The following is an 18,490-nucleotide window of genomic DNA, read 5'->3' as shown; positions in this document are numbered from 1 at the left end:
TTTATTAAGCCTGGTTAGAAGAAAATACCGAAGTTGAATGCGGCATACGAGTTTCGTGGTTCGCCGGCTCTGATAGCCTGCGTAAATCCGTTGTTGAACGTCAGCCCGGTCATCATCACCAGGTTGTGATCCAGTTGCCATTCAACGCCACCCCCAATCTGTAATGCCAGACGCAGTAAATCTGCCTCCTTACCCAGAGAGGTACGGGTATCGGCACCTTGTTGTTTTTCTTTCGCGTTCAATTTAAAACCGGCGGTGAATCCAAATAGCCCGTAGTAACTGCGGAAGTACCGCTGGGTACTTTTCAATTTTAGGGCAATGGGTATTTCCGCATATTGAATCCGGTACTCCCGGTCCATCGTTGCGCTTGTCACATCCGCAATCGGTTCCGAACTTTTTGTGTTCAATGTGTTGATTAATAATCCTGAAGAAAAATAATAGTTCTCCGAAAAGGCAAAATCTGCCAATAAACCATAGGCATATCCCAATTTTGCCGCGCCCTTGTATTGGTCTGAATCACCGTATCGCATCCATCCCATATTGGGTGAAAACGTGATACCCAGCGATATGGGCTTGTATTGATAAGTAGAACTGTAATAGTCCTGTGCCGAAGTCCGGCCACTCAGGGTAAGTAAGATAACTAAAAATAAAAATGGGATGATGCGTCGTAACATATGGGTTGCGTTATACCTGTGGGCTGTCTGAATACCAACTTTTCATTAACTTCGTTGCCAATAACGAAACAAAAATAATGCTTGAAATTCGAACGCCGCTAATTTATGGCTTTTTTTTGATTATCGTCCTGGCTTCCTGCGGAGGGAGGGAACGCATAGACACCAGCCATATTGATGTGGTTGTTCACATCGAGCGATTTGATAAGGCATTGGATAGCCTCCGTCGGGATAATATCCTTCAGAAGAACCGGGAGTGGATTAACCGGTACGATTATTTCTATGCCGATTATATACAGCATATGCTGGAGGCTGGTAATCCACTGGATAGCCTGCGCATTGCAGAAGTTTTGAAACAGGTAATTGAAACGGACGATTTTAAGGCGCTCAAAAGCAGTGTCTACACTACCTATCCGGATCTGATAGTACATGAGGCGGGTTTAACCGATGCTTTTAAACATTTGAAATACTATTTTCCAGAAATGACTGTTCCGCGGTTTATTGCCTTTTTCTCGGGATTTGCTATACAGGTTCCTATCGGACAGGGATACATCGGTATCGGGCTGGATATGTTCCTGGGGAGGGAATCCGAATTTTATCCGGCGTTGCGCGAGAGCATTCCACATTACCTGTCTCGCCGGTTTACCCCTGAAAATATCGTCCCCCGTGTGGTGGAAAGCTATATACGCCAGGAGTTACTGCCACAGGACGATCTCAATGTCAACCTCCTTCAGCATATGGTATATCAGGGAAAAATTCTTTATACGATGGATCAGGTACTTCCGAATGTTGCGGATAGCCTTAAAATCGGATATACCGGACAGCAGCAGGAGTGGGCAGCACGCTACGAACGGGATATTTGGGCCTGGTTTTTACAGGAAAAATTGTTGTATGATGCCGATTATTACCGCATTCAGAAATACCTTGGTGAGGCGCCCTTTACACCTGAATTAGGTGTAGGGAATGAGTCGGCACCCAAATTAGGGGTTTTTATCGGATGGCAAATCGTACGGAATTATATGGACCGCCACCCGGAGGTTTCGCTTACAGCCCTGCTCGCCAACAAAGACGCCCAGCAAATACTGGACGAATCGAGGTACAGGGGAGGCCGATGAGCGCTTGTTTTTATTTCTATTTCTTAACCTCTACTTCAAAGTCCAACGTCAGGAATGGACCAATGCTACCCGTAGAGCTTCCGGTAAGGCCATAGGCATGGGCACTTGGCGTGAAGAACCTGATTTTTCCACCTTTTTTAATCAAGGGGATGATCTTAGGCCACGCCTCAATGGTACCGCCGCCTAAACTGAATTCTGCATCCGTTCCCGAATCGATGGTGATACCCGCGGAATTCCGCAGGGTATAATCAACCGTTACCGTGGAATCCGTAGTAATCACATCACCATCACCGGGCGTAATGATATGGTAATAGATATTATCTTCCCGTTTGGTAAAATCAGCGATGTCCAATCCTGCTTTGGCAATCGCGTTACGAATAACCCCGTCTTCATAATCTTCAAAATTATCATGGACGGTCACCTCGTAATCCAGTGATGCATTGGGCGGAACGCCGAGTGCTGTATTGCCTTTGCGTCCATACATCAGCCGGGAGGGAACGATGATCCGGATCTTGCCATTGGTGCGCTGTAACGCTTCCCGGATAACTTCTTTAAAGTCGCCGGTTTGCTCGACCGGTGAGTTTGGTAGGCCGGCGAGGGACGATCCGAATGGGAAATAACCGAAGTAATCGCCATATCGGTTATTCGTGTTTAGGGTATCATTGGCACTGTATACCCCATCGTGACTTTTGACGGTATATACAACCGGGTAAACCTGATCATAGCTGATCGGTCTCCCGGTACCTTCGTTCAGTACTTCGTAAAAAAGATCGGTTTCTTTATACCGCTGCACATTTAGGTTGTTCTTCCGGATGTAGTCCTGGATATTGATGCTATCCATCTCTTCAACCGATTGATATTCTTTTTTCTCACAACCTGCCAGTGATATAATCATTGCGAGTCCGGCAGCAGTAAAATAAGAAGTTGATTTGGTCATATTTTATGTGAAATACTTTATTTACTTATAGATATAGCCGTTACTCCGCGTCATCATCAGGCGAATGGATGTCGAGTACCTCGATATCAAATACCAATGGTGTGTTTGGAGCAATGCCGTTACTGCCACTATTGCGGTATGCCCAACGTGAGGGTGTTGCAATGCGGATTCGCGAGCCTTTCTTTAAGCCATTTTCTGTTAGTCCTGAAAATGATCGTCCGTCAATCTGCTGTGGTAAAAATGCATATTGCCAAGCATAGATGGTTCTTCCCAGTGGCATCTCTACGCCAGCTGATTTTTCTTCCACTACCGTATTGTCAAGGAGCTTTAAGGTATATTTTACTAAGACTTCGGGTGCCTCTACATACGGATTATTAGGATTCTCCGCATTTTGGATAATTTTATACTCATATGAATCGGGATCACCCTCAGCCAGCACTTCATACCAGATACCCAACGTTTCATTGAGCTGTGGGTCATCGAAATTTTCTGTTGCATATTTTTCCAACCGGGGTTTTTCAAGTTCAAACTGCGCGCTTTCGTCAAATGAATCTTCTTTCAGACAGGAAGAAAAACCCATCGTGACGACCAAGCCCAGTACAAGTAAATTTACTTTTTTCATGTTGTTCATGTTAGCACCTTGCAACCGCAAAGTTATTTAAATAATCCGATTAATAGACCAATTAACACAATTTAACAAACCACCGGGTAAATGCAATTACCGGTGATCCTATGCGTTTTATAACGTTGGGTTGCCCTGGATTGCTACACCCCAAAGCGAAATTACAGCAACTCCAAAAGCTTTTTGCTATCCAGGTATTGAAAACTGCGGTGTACCATCCGGAAGTCCGGATCCAGCAGAAGCGTTACCGGTACGGCAAATTGACCGTTTCGCGAACCCAACAGTAAGGCGATATCGTGAAAACCTTTTCTGCGTTTGGTTGCACGACGGTTTAAAAACAGTTGCCCGTCAAAATGAATCGCATCGGTAGACTCGGCATCAAACCTTACCGCATAATAGGCGGTATTCACCTGACGTACGACTTTGGGATTGGTGAAAACCTCCTGGTGCATTTTATGACAATAAACACACCAATCGGTATAGAAACTGATTAACACTTTTTTCGGGTTGCGGGCGAGAGAATCGGATAGTTGCTCAAACGTCAGCCAGTTAATCTGTGGCTTCTGCAGTGCGCTGACAAACCCTGGGGGAACGATGCACGCCACAAGGCAACAATAGGAAATAAATGTCCGTCGGTTCATATCAATAGAGGTATTTTAATGGAAGTGTCCGATTTTTAACCCCAGGAAATAGGTGCGTGGCCTTGCCGGGCCGTAAATATAGTCAGCGTCCCTCGCCGGACCTGTATCAAAATCTTTTTGATAGCTATTCAATACGTTTTGCACCCCTCCGCTCAATTCTATGCTAAAGTCTTTTCTGACGTTAAATACATAACCCAGGCGCATGTTAAGCTCAACAAACTCCGGAGTATTTTTCAATAGGACGAAGGCGTTGTCATTTACCACGTGCGGAACGATCATTGATCCTGTGTATGTGCCGGTTACGTCGACGCTGAGTTGGTCGGTTGCTTTCCAGTTACTGCTGACATAGCCGTATACATCGGGCGATTTTACAAATTCATCCGTGGTTACTGGCGGGAGCCCCGCGGCGCCGTCAAACAGTACCTGGGCATCGCGATAATGCGAGCGTTGCACGGTGCCTCCGGCCTGCAGGCTATAGCGGGCGGACGGGGCCATACTCAGTTCGATGTTAGTGCCGGTCACATAGGCCCCCTCGCCATTCCGCATTTCCTCAAACAGCACACCTGCCAGCTCCGTTGATAACACATTTGTAAACGGGTTGCGCAGATCGGTGTAAAAGCCTTCGACCAATGCGCTGAACTGTATGTCTCCAATATTTTTCATTAAATTTAACGACGCCGTGTATGCGTTGGAATATTCTGTTTTCAGGTTGTTGGAAATCAGGACAAACACCTGCTGGCCTCCAACTGAGGATACGTGCATGTCTTCATTGAACGCCTGTGGTGCCCGGAATCCCCGGGCGTAACCACCCCGGAACTGGAGGTAGTCGGTCATGTTGTACAGCAACGTAAGCCGTGGACTGAGCACACCGGTACGGATGTCGCCAGTCCGGTTGATGTTATGGAGCGTGTAACGGCCGTTAATGGTCACATAATCATAGCGTGCACCCACGAGCGCCGTAAATGCACGCACTGGTTTCCATTCGTATTGTGCATAAAGCCCGGTACTGTTGGCGGTCTGGTCGACTAAACGGGCATATCCGGCGATTTCATCCTGGGTGTCGTTGAGCTGATGTTCGGCTCCCGCGGTCAGCACGTCATTCGCAAAGGTGTGTGTGAACTGCAATCCGCCTACCCATGCCAGGTCGTCGGTATGGCCGTAGGCGTTGTTCGCCAGTAAACTGTCCGCAGGTGTCCTGTTTCCTCCCATGCCGCCATAGAAACTATTCCGTTTTCCTTTCTGAGCAGAAGTATAAGCTGAAAACTTGCTTTTATAGTCCGTACTGTAATGGTCGAATGTAAATCCACCCAAAAATGTACTATAATCCAGTTGTTCCGTGATGTCGGTAAAATGCGGAGCTAGGTCAAGGCGATCTCCCCCGCGGCGGAATTCGTTTATCACACTGAAATCCAGCGTTATTCGGTTAACATCGGAGGGCATATAAAATGCCTTTCCACCAAAAGTCGTGTTTTTCAGCTTCGTCATTTCCGTAAATCCGTCGCCATTGGCATCAAATGCCTGCCGATTCCGGTTCATGCCGTAAAAAGTTACGCCCGTGGCTAGATCCTCCGAGATGATCGAGGCATTGAAATCGACGGTGTTGTCCCATTTGGAGCCGTCGACCAGTGCGTTGGTGGAACCGATTTGCCAGGTGTTTTCCACCGGGTCCTTGGTAATTACATTGATGGTTCCGGCAATGGCATTCGATCCGAATAGCGCTGATCCACCACTCCGTACCACCTCAATGCGGTCGACCATGCTGGTAGGGATCTGATCAAGGCCGTATACACTGCTAAGGGCGCTGAACACGGGCCGGCTATTGATCAGGATCTGCGAATATGCACCCCCCAGTCCATTGAGCCTTACCTGCGTAAATCCACAATTCTGACAGTTGGTCTCCACGCGTACACCCGGTTGGTAATTCAGTGTTTCAGACATGGCGACAGACTGTGTTGCATTGAATATTTTCGGGCTGATCACATTTACAATGACCGGGGCCTCCCGACGGTCTACGCCGTACCGGGTGGCACTGACGACAACTTCATTTAAGTTGAGGTGGTCTTCCTGTAATGTCGCATCCATAACAGTGACATTGCCCGGTGCAACAATAACGGTTTTCCGGTAGGGCTGATAACCGACTGTGCGTATCCATACATCGTATTTACCGGGAGGAAGATGGAACTCAAATCTCCCGTCTGTGCCGGTTGTGGTGCCTAAATCGGTGCGTTCAATGGTAACGGATGCCTTGTCAAGGGGAAGGGAATCTATGGCGGTAACCTTTCCGGTCAATGTGCCGGTATCCTGTGCATGAAGATGACCCCAAAGGGTACTGAATAAGCCAACTAAAAAAAGATGTTTTAATAACGCCCGAAAAAAGGGGATAGGCTTGATGTGGAGGAGAAAGAATCGATTCATTAACAACTAATTTTTACTGTTTAACCATACCAATACAAGAGTAACTCCTGCAAAGGTAGTTATAAAGTTTGATTAGCCTAACATTTTGATTAGGATAATCTAAAATTAGTGTTAGTTGTTGTCGTGTCCTAAATTAACTTATTGTTTTCATCAGGAAAAACCAGTATTGGTTGATGCGTTTTTGCCGCTTCAAATTCCATTTGCGCGTATGAAATAATGATGATTACATCGCCTACCTGTGCAAGCCGCGCCGCGGCTCCGTTCAGGCAAATCGTACCCGAACCCCGTTCCCCCTTAATTACATATGTTTCAAAGCGGGCGCCGTTGTTGTTGTTTACGACCTGCACCTTTTCATTCGCGAGCATATTCGCCGCATCCAGCAAATCCTCATCAATCGTGATACTACCCACATAGTTCAATTCTGCCTGTGTGACCCGTACCCGATGAATCTTGGATTTCAATACCTCTATGATCATGGTACAAAGATACAGAAAATCTAATTATTCACTGGCGCTCAATAAAAAGCACTGTCTCCCTTACTGGAACATCACGCGCAGATTAAAGCCGAAATTCGCATAGGAAGTGGCAAAAGTCTGTGAGGTATATGGTCGTACGGAATTGCTGTCAAAAAACAATCGGATATTAAACCGCTGGTTTATGACATAGTCAATGGACGGGCGGTAGGAAATGCTTTTATTCCCTGCGGACACTTCCGATTCGTTAATATCCGAGCGATATACCAGTGTTTTCAGATCGTTGATAGACACATCCAGCCGAAAGTTAAGGTCGTTGCTCATCTTGAAATTGCTGAACCATCCAAACGGCATCCGGAAGCCGGTCGCGCGATAACCCATACCCAGCACAAAGGATTCGTCGTTGAGCAGCGCCAGCTGGCTATTTTGCAGACTGAGATTCAACGTACGGCCTCTCCGATATTCCACATTGGCAGTCAGATCGTTCTTAAAACGTGCGTCCATGCCCAATAGCGGTGTAAACTGCTCAAAGATCGAGATTTGCTGAAACTGATATTCCGGCAGGAAATTGCCATTGATATCCCGCTCAAACGGAAATCCATTTACCTCCGAATAGCGGATCACCGAATTGTATCCATTAATGGAATACCGGCTATTGTAACCGTGACGCAGGGTCAGTGAGGTAACAAATTCGCTAAGCAGGGGTATTTTACTCAGGCCATTATAAGTAACATTCCAATTCGGAAACGGGATATTCGGAAAACTGGTTAATTTACTCCGACGCGCATCCTTGCCGCGATAAGCCGCCAAAAAAGCGTTGACGACTACATCTTGAGAGGTGCGGTCGTAACCATCTGCGAACCCGTCTTCCGAGCCGGTTGAATTCGGGTTACGTTGTCCCAGTCGCTGGGAAACGGCCTGCCTGTTTCGTTCAAATGTACGGAACAGCTGTTCGTGGTCTTTAAATGCCGTACCGATGGAGAGGTAAGAAATGCTGTAGTTCCCCGTGGTCACCGGGGTAAGGTTCCGGTAATTGTCCGTTTCGCCAGTATACTGGAAAGATGAAGTGTAGTTCCGGTTATTTAGTTTTACCGCGGTAAGCTCAATATTAAGGTCGCGGAAAGGCTCCATCAGGGCGCGTAGTGAGAAATCCTCCGTTAGCGAATTCATATAAAGCTGCGTCTGCAATGTGTCGGTAGTGATCCATCCATTGGCCGCCGCACGCATGCGGATGTCACGCTGACTGCCAAACAGGAATCCCCATCCGGGCGCATTTCGGTCAAAGTCATACCCCAGCATATTTGTCTTTGGCAGGTAACCGGGTAAAAAGGTGTTCTGTACCCGCGTATAGGCCGCATTAATATTTTTGATGCTGGTTAGTAAACCGGTAAAAAATGCCGCTGTACCCGATGCGTCCAGCCCGGTATTATTGCGGATGAAACCAAATTTATTATATAAGCCCGCCATGTTTAATGTCGGATTTACCTGAATTGTACGTGAATTCTGGATGCTGTTTCCCATGTTGATTTCGGCGCTGTTAATGGATAGCAATGGCTCGGTCTGCCAGGCAAACTGAGCACCGTACCGGGCATCCACATTGATCCAGTCTAAGCCGGGGATTTTGCTGATCGGCAATGAATAGGTAATATTCAGCATGTGGTTGTAGTCCGTCGTGCGACCCAGCCGCCAGAAATTTTCCCAGAGTGTATCCCGTTTCAGCCCATACAGTCGCCCGTCGGGCTCATCTACAATGGCGTAATTCGTGGCGTTAAAATCAAGCCTTAATGACTTCGTCAGGTTCCAGCTGATGCCGTATATCCGGTTCATCGTAAAATTCTTATTATACAGCGTTCCCATGCTTGGCAGAAAATTGTCGGGCGAGTTGTCGCGGAGCGTATTTTCGTTGTATATCCGGTTTACATCAATGCGGAAATTGAGCAACGAGGGCATCAGATTGAAATTAAAATCCCGCAGCAAGCTCAGGTAATTTTTCTTAAAGCTGTTTTTTAAAGGCTCAATAAAGTGTTCGCCGCTGGCACTGAATGTGTAATCCAGTGCTGCACGGTAATTTTTCTGCAACGCAATTTCGGTTAAATAATCGCGGTGATAATACTGCGAATAAGCATACGTGGCACTGAAGTTCTCGATATCCCAAGGGCGAACCGGCTTCTCAATATCCGTACGGATTTTGCGGACGTTGGTGAGGTTAAAACTTTTGCGGGTGGTGTAATCCTGGGTAACCCGCAAAAGCGAATCGCGACTATTGCGTGATAAATTGGCCAGCGCGCTGTTCATCTCAATATCCGGCATGAGGGGATTGTATTCCGGCGTGCTTACCTGGTTCGTGTAGCTAAAGAACAGCGGAATACGCAGGCCATAATCTGTCGGAAAGAATTTGCCCAGTTCCGCGTTGGTCACAATATCGAAATAGCGGTCCTCGCTGCGGCTGCGTTCGCCGATGCGCTGGTCTATCGAGCCAAAGCCGATGGTGCTTTTGCTGCCCGAAACGGTAATGTTCGCAAAGTCGGCTAACTTCGCATTCATCCTTGCCGTAACCGCCCAGCCACCTTTGTCATCGAAGTCGCTCAGGCGCAATTCATTAAACCAGAAGAGACCGGATTTATCCAGGCCGTCATCGCCGGGAATACTTACCTCGCTGCCGCGAAGGGGATTCATCACGCCAAGCATGTAAAAACGCACCTTGCTGATATCGGGCTGCCCCATCACGATTACCCGATTCTGGCCATCAAAATAGGTAAAAGGCTCATCAATTGGCCATGGCTGTCCATTAAGCGTTGCCTTATTCCGTGCCTCCTTAGCCTCCTGGAAAATTTGGATACGGATATTCATCCGGTTTTCCTGGGGCCAGATGGTTTCCGGATCTGCCGTGCCGGGCTGTGTGACTTTCAGCGGCATGTCATACTGGTAGTAGTTATACTGGTCATCGGTACCTACCCGTATAAATGCACGGAAATCCCCATCCTTTAAGTACATCCCTTCGGCGTGGATAAACATTTCCAGACGGCCATAGGCCCTGAAATCGTTGGTTGCCGTGCGGTATGCTGCGCGTCCGTAACCGTCGCGTAAGTTTTTTACATCCAACGACAGGGATTGTTCGTTAAGCCTCACGTTGGTGTTCAGGTTACCCCAGTCCATTTGGCGTTCAATACCCGGCGGAACCACATATGGTATCGGTTGACGGTTCCCATTTTGCTCAATATTGACCGCTGCCACTTCAATGGTGGACTGATCCAGGCTCACGTTGCCCATGCTGGGATCAACGATTACCTTGGCGGTATTGTTTTCCGCATTATACCGTCGCCATTCGCCACGGGCGAGCTGTACCTGCGCCAGGCGGACAACGGCAGTATCGGCAAAATCGGTCATAAACATCCGGATGAAACGGATCGATTTAAAATCGCGGATATCACCGATACGCTCTTTATACTGCGCGAGCGGAATACGGAACTGGTACCATTTGACCTGTTCCTTCGTGCCATTGGGTAGTGAAACTTCCGCAACATGCATGTCGGAGATGTAGTTTTCACCAACTACCATGTCCTGTGGCCGGAGTGACACCTTATACTGGTAGTATTCTTCCGCCTCGTTCATGTTATTATCCCGGTTGATGTCTTCCCCATCCGGGAGGAGGGTGGAAGCCGATGTTTCCACGCCGAATTCGTTCTGTGATTGTTCCGGGGTGCGTGCATTGCCTTCCGGACCATTGAAACGTTCGTACCGTTTCAGAATACCTGCGTTCTGGTTGTCCAGGTCCGGCCCGCGGAAATAACGGAAGTTGTCACCCGAGGGGTCATCCATCAGCTCCTGGGCAGCACTGGAATTGAGCAGTGCCTGTGTCTGGGTGAGGAAACTGGCATGAAAATCCCGCTCGTCGCTGTCGTTTAACCCGTCCAGTCCAATATCCTGCCGTGCCCGTGCTGCGGGGTCGTTATCAAATGCCTGGATTACCGGCTGCTGCCGGGGTACCCTTCCCCAGTTCGTTTCATCAATCTGCGAGAGATCGCCCGAGGGCGACATGCCGTTTTCCATTGCCTTCCGGCCATCCTTCAGGATATCTTCGGAGATATTACCCAGATTGAAGTACAGGTCTCCGCCCGGTGAACCGGGGTTAGTGGCAAATGGATCCATCATCCACAGTTCGATGAATTCGATGTTCTGCGCCTCGAAATCGGGGGCGTCGATTTTCCGGAACATACCGCCCCACCTGCGGCGCGGGTTGGTAAGCGTTCCGTCGGGGTTAACACCGGTGGTGGTGTAGTTATACGGGCCGCGGATAGTCGGATAAAACGCCAGGTCAAGCGTCGATAGGAACAAGGGCAAGCCAGTGGTAGATTCACGGTATGGAAAAACTTCCTGCTCCAGTACTTCACGAACCCGGTGACTGGATAACTCCGTATGGTTGATGTTACTTGGCGTAAGGTTGATGTTCCGGTAAAATATCGGATCAATATTATAAAAGGCTAACCGTGCCCGATTGAATCCATACGGCAGCGAATCGATCAGCTGCGATTCCGGGAATAATTGCGGTGTACCCGACAACTGCCAGTTATATGCCCCTTTAAGGTCGATAAACGAGCGGCTATTTTCGAAATCATCGACATAGGTTATCCCGCTCCGTGTGCCGGCAAAGTTCAGTGCCCGCGGATGGCCGGGCAGCAGCTGGGCAAACTCACCATAAAAGGAGATTGATGATTCTTCCCGGGTGTCAATAAAGGGAATTTTATCAACGAGCCGCGTTAACCACCGCGATGGTGAATTATACGTCATATCCAGTCCCCACATCGTATTTGATATGGGTTCCTCTCCGATGTTTACCTTTTGGGTTAGCGGTCGTTCCGTCAGGTTCATGATGGTACCGCCCAGCTGTAGTTTGTCATTTACCAGGTAATCGAGCCGCCCGCCTAACATGGTGCGTTGCTGCAGTCCGAATAGCTCATTGTTCTCCATTTTTATGCGGATGGGCTGTCCGGATTGCAGCAGTGCCTGATTGAGAATCCGTACACGGCCGATATCGTAATCGACCATAAAATCGACGCCTTCCTGGAGCGGTGCCGGCCCGGCGAATACCTGTACGGAACCCCGTGGGACGTTAATAGCGCCCAGCTGGAACTCGGTGCCTACTTCCGATTCATAAGTGCCTTTAATGAGGTAGCGGTTTTTATTGGGAAACAACTGCTGTGCGATCACTTTGGTCGAGTCGTACAGCGCCTGGTAAGCATACTTGTCGATTAATGCCTGTTCGGCCCCGGGCACAAACTGCCTGGCCAGGTCACTGCCGAAGGGTTCGACGACGGGGAACATGACGCGTCCCCGTTCCGGATCAATGGTCAACCCCGGCAGAAAGTCAAAGAACCCATCGGGCTGCTGTGCGTTTTGCGGATTGAGCCGATCGAGCCCTGTTAGCTGTATCCAGAGTTTATTCTGTGTGTTTTGTCCCTCATACATAGCCGGGCGCTCTACACCGCTCTCGTCTTCAATCCGGAAAATATTGAACTTAAAGTTGAGCTGCCCCACCCCATAGGCTCCGATCGAGTAGATATTCTTCATCATCAAGTCCCATGTGGGCAAATTGGTCTTCAGGATTTCATTTTTCAGCAGTTTAGCATAAAGCATCTGCGGTTGCGAGGGAGTTACCGGAATATCCGTGGAGAATTCCCCCACCTGATATTCCCGTCCATTGGCGGTGTAGCGATAAGCTACCGCGAGTATCTGGTCACCATTCAGGGGCATGTTCAGCGAGATAAAGCCCAGGCGTCGGTTCACCGTATATTCCGTTCCTTCATTCAGCTTGCGTGCGTAAGTCAGCTTGGCATAGTTGTCGTTGCCGCCGGTGCCTTGGAAAAAGGCCTGCACACCATTGGATTGCGTATAACGTGCATCCGGTGGGAGCAGCGTCAGGAGGTTGTTGGATACCTGCGTGGCTAATTCGCCCGGTATACCCGTCGACGGGTACCGGGAGCTGCCGCGGCTGACCAGCGAATTATATGGTGTGTATTCACCCAGGTCCATTAACGCCAGCACGTCCCTTGAATCATTAACCGAATTGCTGCGGTTGCTGATCCACACTTCAATCTGTGTAATGTTGATGTCGGTCGTGATCAGCGGAGCCAACGCCATGGCGCGGTTGAAATTGTCGCGGAAATACTGGGATAGAAAGTAGTGCTGGTTGTCTTCGTACTCATCGGCCTTCAATGCAAACTCACTCTCTTGGGCGCCATTTTTAATGGTGATTTCCCGCTGTTGCGAACGCTGTTGCGAGAAAATTCCGGTTACGTTCAACCGTCCGAACTGTAACTGGGTTTTGAGGCCGAATAATGCCTGCGTACCACTGATTAATGTCGTATTAAGGGGCATGCTGACATTCCCCAGTTCGATGCGCTGAATGATGTCGTCATCTTTGCCCGTATAGTCCAGCCGGATCTGGTTTTCAAAATCAAACTGCGCCTCAGTATTGTAATTGGTAGTGATCTTCAGCCGGTCGCCGATCTGGCCGGTCAGGTTCATTTGAATACGCTGATCGAAATCGAATCCCCATTGCCTGCGCTGGCGCTCATTGAACATCGGGTTCGCGTTCTTATTACGCTGTGCCATAATACTGATATCCGCACTGCCCCGGGGGATGATGTCGATGGTATTTCCGCCGAAAATCCGCTCAAATGCCTCACTTTGTACATAAATGGTAGGTATCAGTCGTTCCTGCCGTGCCGTGGTAAGCTGCCGGTCCGATAATTCCCGCCAGTAATTCTGTTTAAGCAGTCGCTGCTCATATTGCTGATACTCGTCAATGGTAAGATACTGTGGCGGCCGGTACAGCCGGCTCCCTAATTTTTCACGGATAATGTATTGCCGGGTAATCGGGTCAAAAATAACTTCCCGGTCAATATTTGAAGGATTGCCTAAGCGGAAGCCTCCTCGCTTTGGATAGAGGTTCAAAAAAGGAAGGTCGTCAAATGGATACCTTAGTTTAATACTGTCCCGGCTGATCGAGTCTACGACAGTTTGGCCCGAGCTATGCACAGCAATAGCCAGCAATGATAGCAACAACAGCAGGCCGCGGAACGGCAGTTTTCTTTTCAATTGATACAAGGTAGATGTAAAATTGGTATCAGTTAGTGTTCCATTCTCTTATAATTTCTTCAAGGCCTCTTTAATAAGCGCTTCCACCGTTAACGGAGGCTGGTGCTGCACGATGCCGGCTAACGTCTTCTCCGCCTGTGGCCGGGCAAACCCAAGCATAACCAGCGCACTTAATGCTTCTTCCGGAATACTTTGGGGTCTGTGGACAGCAATTAGCGTATCCCCGCCCTGTTTCTTCAGCTTGTCCTGTAATTCAAGCACCATCCGCTGGGCGGTTTTTGGTCCAATACCCTTGATGCGTTGAATTAGGGGCACATTCCCATTAATGATCGCCGATTGGATCTCATCCGGTGTGATGGAAGAAAGAATCATCCTTCCGGTACCCGGCCCGATCCCCGATACGGAAATCAGGTGTTCAAACAGGCGGCGTTCACCTTCCTCGGCAAACCCGTAAAGGGTATGCGCATCTTCGCGGACCTGGAAGCTGATATACAGCTTGCATTGTTCGGCATCCTTGATCTGTGCAAAGGTATGCAGTGAGATGTGTATATGGTAGCCGACGCCGCCAACGTCCAACACCACATAGGTTGGTGCTTTAAAAGCCAGTTTTCCACTTAGGTATTCATACATGGTAGTCCAGGTCGTTAACGTAAATTAGTTTCTCTTGATTGTACATCCACTACGGCAATGGTCACCATGTTTACAATTTCACGAACTGAACTGTCGAGCTGCAATACATGCACCGGTTTATTCATGCCGAGCAGAATCGGTCCGACAGCCTCTGCGTTGCCAATTTCCTGAAGGAGTTTATAGGCGATATTACCCGATTCCAGATTAGGAAATACGAGTGTATTCGCCGGACTTCCGTTCAGTGTACTGAATGGAAAATTAGCAGCAAGCAGGTCGGCGTTCACCGCAAAGTTAGCCTGCATCTCCCCGTCCACTAAAATATCCGGATGTTTTTCGCGGAGTATTTTTGCCGCATCACGGACTTTAAAAGGAACTTCCCCATCATTGGAACCGAAGTTCGAATAGGAGAGTAATGCGATACGGGGAGCAATATTCATTTTTTTGACCGCCTCATTCAACAACAAGGTAATGTCTACCAATTCCTCGGTTGTTGGATTCGCATTGATGGTTGTATCGCCGAAAAATACCGGTCCTTTTGGCGTGAGCATCATGTACATCCCCGCCAGTTTACTGCCTGGCCGTGTACCGATGACGTGCAGCGCCGGCCGGATGGTCGTCGCGTAATTCTTCGTCAGGCCGGAGATCAGCGTGTCTGCTTCGTCAAACTGAACCATACAGGCCCCGAAATAATTCCGGTCGAGCATTAGTTTACGGGCATCCAATAAAGAAACGCCGCGGCGCTGCCGCTTGGCATACAGGTAATCCACGTATTGCTGGAACCGTTCGGTTGCCACTTCCTCCAATGGATCAATAATCTGCACATCATCGAGGTCCAGCAGGTTGTCTGCGATCAACCGCTCGATTTTCTGTTTGTTTCCCAGCAGGATGGGAATGGCAATGCCATCCTCTTTAACAATCTGCGCGGCGCGGAGGGTCTTGTAATTATCAGCCTCCGCGAACACAACCCGTTTCGGGTTTCGCTTGGCGGCATCGCTGAGGTTACGCATTAAGCGATCGTCCAGCCCGAGCCGCTGGCGCAGCTCTTCGGTGTATTTATCCCAGTCCGTAATGTTCGTCCGCGCGACACCTGATGCGATCGCCGCCTTTGCCACAGCGGGAGCAACCTCCGTAATCAACCGGGGATCTGTGGGCTTGGGAATGATGTATTCCGGGCCGAACTTCAGGTTGCTGGTATTATACGCCTGGTTTACAGATTCGGGTACCGGTTGTTTGGCCAATGCCGCAATGGCCTTTACCGCCGCGATTTTCATTTCTTCATTGATAGTCGTGGCCCGGACGTCAAGCGCACCCCGGAAAATATAGGGGAATCCCAGCACATTATTTACTTGGTTGGGGTAATCGGAGCGCCCGGTAGCCATGATTACATCCTTGCGGGTCTTTACCGCCAGGGGATAGGAAATTTCCGGATCGGGGTTTGCCATGGCAAAAACAATCGGATTTTTGGCCATGCTTTTCAGCATTTCGGGAGAAACAACGTCAGCAACCGAGAGGCCGATAAAAACATCCGCACCTTTTAACGCTTCTTCCAGCGTGTCAACCGACTGGTCAGTGGCAAATTCCGCTTTCGTATTATTCAGGTCGGTGCGGCTTTTCCGGATGCACCCCTTACTGTCGAGCATGATGATGTTTTCCTTCTGCGCACCAAGTGCAATATACATGCGTGTACAGGAAATGGCGGCCGCACCGGCACCATTTACCACGATCTTTACCTTTTCGATCTTCTTTTTCTGCATGGCACAGGCATTGATCAGGGCGGCCCCTGAAATGATGGCAGTCCCATGCTGATCGTCGTGCATAACCGGGATGTTAATTTCCTCTTTCAACCTCCGCTCAATTTCGAAACATTCCGGGGCTTTGATGTCTTCCAGGTTGATGCCTCCGAAGGTGGGCTCCAGGCATTTCACGGTGCGTACGAATTCGTCAACATCTTTGGTGTTTAGTTCAATGTCAAACACGTCGATGTCGGCAAAGATCTTAAAAAGCAGTCCTTTGCCTTCCATAACCGGTTTCCCGGCTTCGGGGCCGATATCCCCGAGCCCAAGCACTGCAGTGCCGTTGCTGATCACAGCAACCAGGTTGCCCTTGGCCGTGTACTTATATACGTCGTCTTTATTCTCGGCTATCTTTAGGCAGGGTTCGGCTACCCCGGGGGAGTAAGCCAGGGAAAGGTCACGTTGCGACTGGGTCGGTTTGGTTGGTACCACCGCAATTTTCCCAGGTCTGCCCTTTGCGTGATAATTCAGCGCATCCTGCTTACGATTTGTTTTGTTCATGGTAACTGTGTTGGCTAATAGCAAGTCGTTGCAAAGTTATGATTCTTTTCTGATTGGTAAACAGCTGTTTGGTATTGTCATGTGTCTACACCTATGTCTTTTTTCTTGGTCTTCCGACTACAAACGGGTCATTTCAACGTATTGAGCAATCGGAACATGCGCTGGCGCATGGGCTGCGCAGGCCCCTGATAATTGTTTACCAGCAGCGAAAACACCAGTGGCGTTCCATCGGTCGCAGTCTGGTAACCGGTATAGCCCAGTACACCGCCGATGGTACCGCTTTTCATCTTCATTCCATTGTATGTCGGCAAGCTTTCGTAAAAACTCCCGAACCAGGGTGCGGTGCGGATCGAGGTGAGAATGCGCGCCATTGCATGTGTGGTAATCCGGTTCTCCGGTGATAGTCCGCTGCCATCCATTAGCTTTAGTTCACCCGGGGCAATAGCTAGCTTATCAGCCCAGAAATCCCGGAGCATCTCCGCCCCGTCACGGGTATCGGTCTTGCCTTCTTCCTGGTATACCATGGTTTTCAGGAAAGCCTCGCCATATAGGTTAATGCTTTTTTGGTTAAACCAGTAAATCAATTCGCGTAATGCGGGCGACCGGTAGTTTTCCAGCACCTTACCCGGTTGCGGAACCTCACTGCCCGCCAGCTTCAGCAGGTGAAATGTTGTGGGGGCACTGGTCTGGTCAATCCCTGCGTTTGCCAATGCCGTGTGCAGTTGGTACGCAGCATCATAAGCACCGTCCGGCAACGAAAGATAGACGGTTTTCCGAAGGTCAATGCCATAGGTTCCCCGAAGGTAAATGCGAGACGCGTAGGGTGCGGAAAAAGCATATACCCGATCGCCTGTACCACGTTCGCCGGTGGTCGTTTCATTAACCAATTGCAGGTAAGAGATATCAGCTGTAGTACCCACGATAGCAGTGGGCGCATTCACGGTATTACCTGCGCGGAAATTAACGCCCACCGCGTTCTCCCGCCAGTTCAGGGCAGATACGCCCGCACCGTAGTAATTGCCCATGTCCTGCCAGGTCCATCCGCCCGGTGCCGTGTGGCCGTTATAGCGGGAGTCGTCTACAATCACCGCGCCGTCGATGTGCCTGATTCCTGCCTGTTGTATTGCCTTTACCCAGCCCGAAAGCACGGTTTGGTCCGATGTCTGGGGGAACCGGTCACTGCCCAGTGACGGATCGCCGCTTCCGCGGATAATAATATCCCCTTTTAGGTTTCCCTGGGGGTCAATTTCGCCGCTGTAAGCCAGTGTGGTTTCATAAGTATAATCAGCGCCAAGCAGGTAATACGCAGCAGCCGAGGTAAGCGTTTTCAGCGTGGAAGCCGGGGCGAGGCCAACCTTTTCGTTGGCCGAAAACACTATTTGGTTTGTCTTGGCGTTGATTACCGTCAGTGAAGCGGTGCCGTAAGCCAAGCTTTCATGCGATGCAAATTGGTGGAAAGCCGTGGTGATTTTCTGCGATAGGGACTGGGCAAGGGCAATGGATGTGAAACATGCGGCAACACTGGCAAGTAGTAACTGTCTTATTTGGAACATCGCGTCGGTAATACGTAGCTAATGAAATATGCTGGTTTTGT

11 protein-coding genes are annotated in these 18,490 nt (G+C 49.3%); 1 reads left to right on the top strand and 10 read right to left on the bottom strand.

Annotation, left to right across the window (positions count from 1 at the left end; genetic code table 11):
* Positions 1-14: 14 nt before the first annotated feature.
* Positions 15-674 carry an outer membrane beta-barrel protein gene (locus tag ABWO75_RS00415; RefSeq protein WP_353181422.1) on the bottom strand — a complete coding sequence of 220 codons (660 nt, stop codon included), beginning with the start codon at positions 672-674 and terminating at the stop codon, positions 15-17.
* A gap of 77 nt (positions 675-751) precedes the next feature.
* On the opposite strand from ABWO75_RS00415, the gene gldB reads away from it, so the two are divergent.
* Positions 752-1,786, top strand: a complete 1,035-nt coding sequence (gene gldB, locus ABWO75_RS00410) for a gliding motility lipoprotein GldB (RefSeq protein ID WP_353181420.1) — start codon at positions 752-754, stop codon at positions 1,784-1,786.
* Positions 1,787-1,802: 16 nt separating this feature from the next.
* On the opposite strand, the gene ABWO75_RS00405 is transcribed toward gldB, so the two are convergent.
* The 9 genes from ABWO75_RS00405 to dacB form a co-directional block, all read right to left on the bottom strand.
* On the bottom strand, positions 1,803-2,723 hold the full coding sequence (locus tag ABWO75_RS00405) for an FKBP-type peptidyl-prolyl cis-trans isomerase (RefSeq protein ID WP_353181418.1): 921 nt from the start codon (positions 2,721-2,723) through the stop codon (positions 1,803-1,805).
* Positions 2,724-2,763: 40 nt separating this feature from the next.
* Positions 2,764-3,345 carry an FKBP-type peptidyl-prolyl cis-trans isomerase gene (locus ABWO75_RS00400; protein WP_353181416.1) on the bottom strand — a complete coding sequence of 194 codons (582 nt, stop codon included), beginning with the start codon at positions 3,343-3,345 and terminating at the stop codon, positions 2,764-2,766.
* Positions 3,346-3,506: 161 nt separating this feature from the next.
* Positions 3,507-3,986, bottom strand: coding sequence for a thioredoxin family protein (locus ABWO75_RS00395; RefSeq protein ID WP_353181414.1), 480 nt, complete (start codon positions 3,984-3,986; stop codon positions 3,507-3,509).
* Between the two features lie 15 nt (positions 3,987-4,001).
* On the bottom strand, positions 4,002-6,401 hold the full coding sequence (locus ABWO75_RS00390; RefSeq protein ID WP_353181412.1) for a TonB-dependent receptor: 2,400 nt from the start codon (positions 6,399-6,401) through the stop codon (positions 4,002-4,004).
* A 128-nt stretch (positions 6,402-6,529) separates the two neighbouring features.
* Positions 6,530-6,877, bottom strand: a complete 348-nt coding sequence (gene panD, locus ABWO75_RS00385; RefSeq protein ID WP_257657385.1) for an aspartate 1-decarboxylase — start codon at positions 6,875-6,877, stop codon at positions 6,530-6,532.
* A gap of 60 nt (positions 6,878-6,937) precedes the next feature.
* Positions 6,938-13,972, bottom strand: coding sequence for a T9SS outer membrane translocon Sov/SprA (gene sov, locus ABWO75_RS00380; RefSeq protein WP_353181409.1), 7,035 nt, complete (start codon positions 13,970-13,972; stop codon positions 6,938-6,940).
* Between the two features lie 48 nt (positions 13,973-14,020).
* The gene (ruvA, locus tag ABWO75_RS00375) at positions 14,021-14,602 is read right to left on the bottom strand and encodes a Holliday junction branch migration protein RuvA (protein ID WP_353181407.1); all 582 of its coding nucleotides are present in this window, start codon (positions 14,600-14,602) and stop codon (positions 14,021-14,023) included.
* Between the two features lie 14 nt (positions 14,603-14,616).
* Positions 14,617-16,896 carry an NADP-dependent malic enzyme gene (locus tag ABWO75_RS00370; RefSeq protein WP_353181405.1) on the bottom strand — a complete coding sequence of 760 codons (2,280 nt, stop codon included), beginning with the start codon at positions 16,894-16,896 and terminating at the stop codon, positions 14,617-14,619.
* A gap of 128 nt (positions 16,897-17,024) precedes the next feature.
* Positions 17,025-18,449: a D-alanyl-D-alanine carboxypeptidase/D-alanyl-D-alanine endopeptidase gene (gene dacB / locus ABWO75_RS00365; protein ID WP_353181403.1), complete on the bottom strand. Its 1,425-nt coding sequence runs from the start codon at positions 18,447-18,449 to the stop codon at positions 17,025-17,027.
* Between the last annotated feature and the right edge of the window lie 41 nt (positions 18,450-18,490).

The sequence above is a fragment of the Parapedobacter lycopersici genome (assembly GCF_040395035.1).
GTDB classification, from domain to species: Bacteria; Bacteroidota; Bacteroidia; order Sphingobacteriales; family Sphingobacteriaceae; genus Parapedobacter; species Parapedobacter lycopersici_A.
The sequence above is the reverse complement of the archived record's forward strand: the minus strand, read 5'-3'. Positions and strand labels throughout refer to the sequence as shown.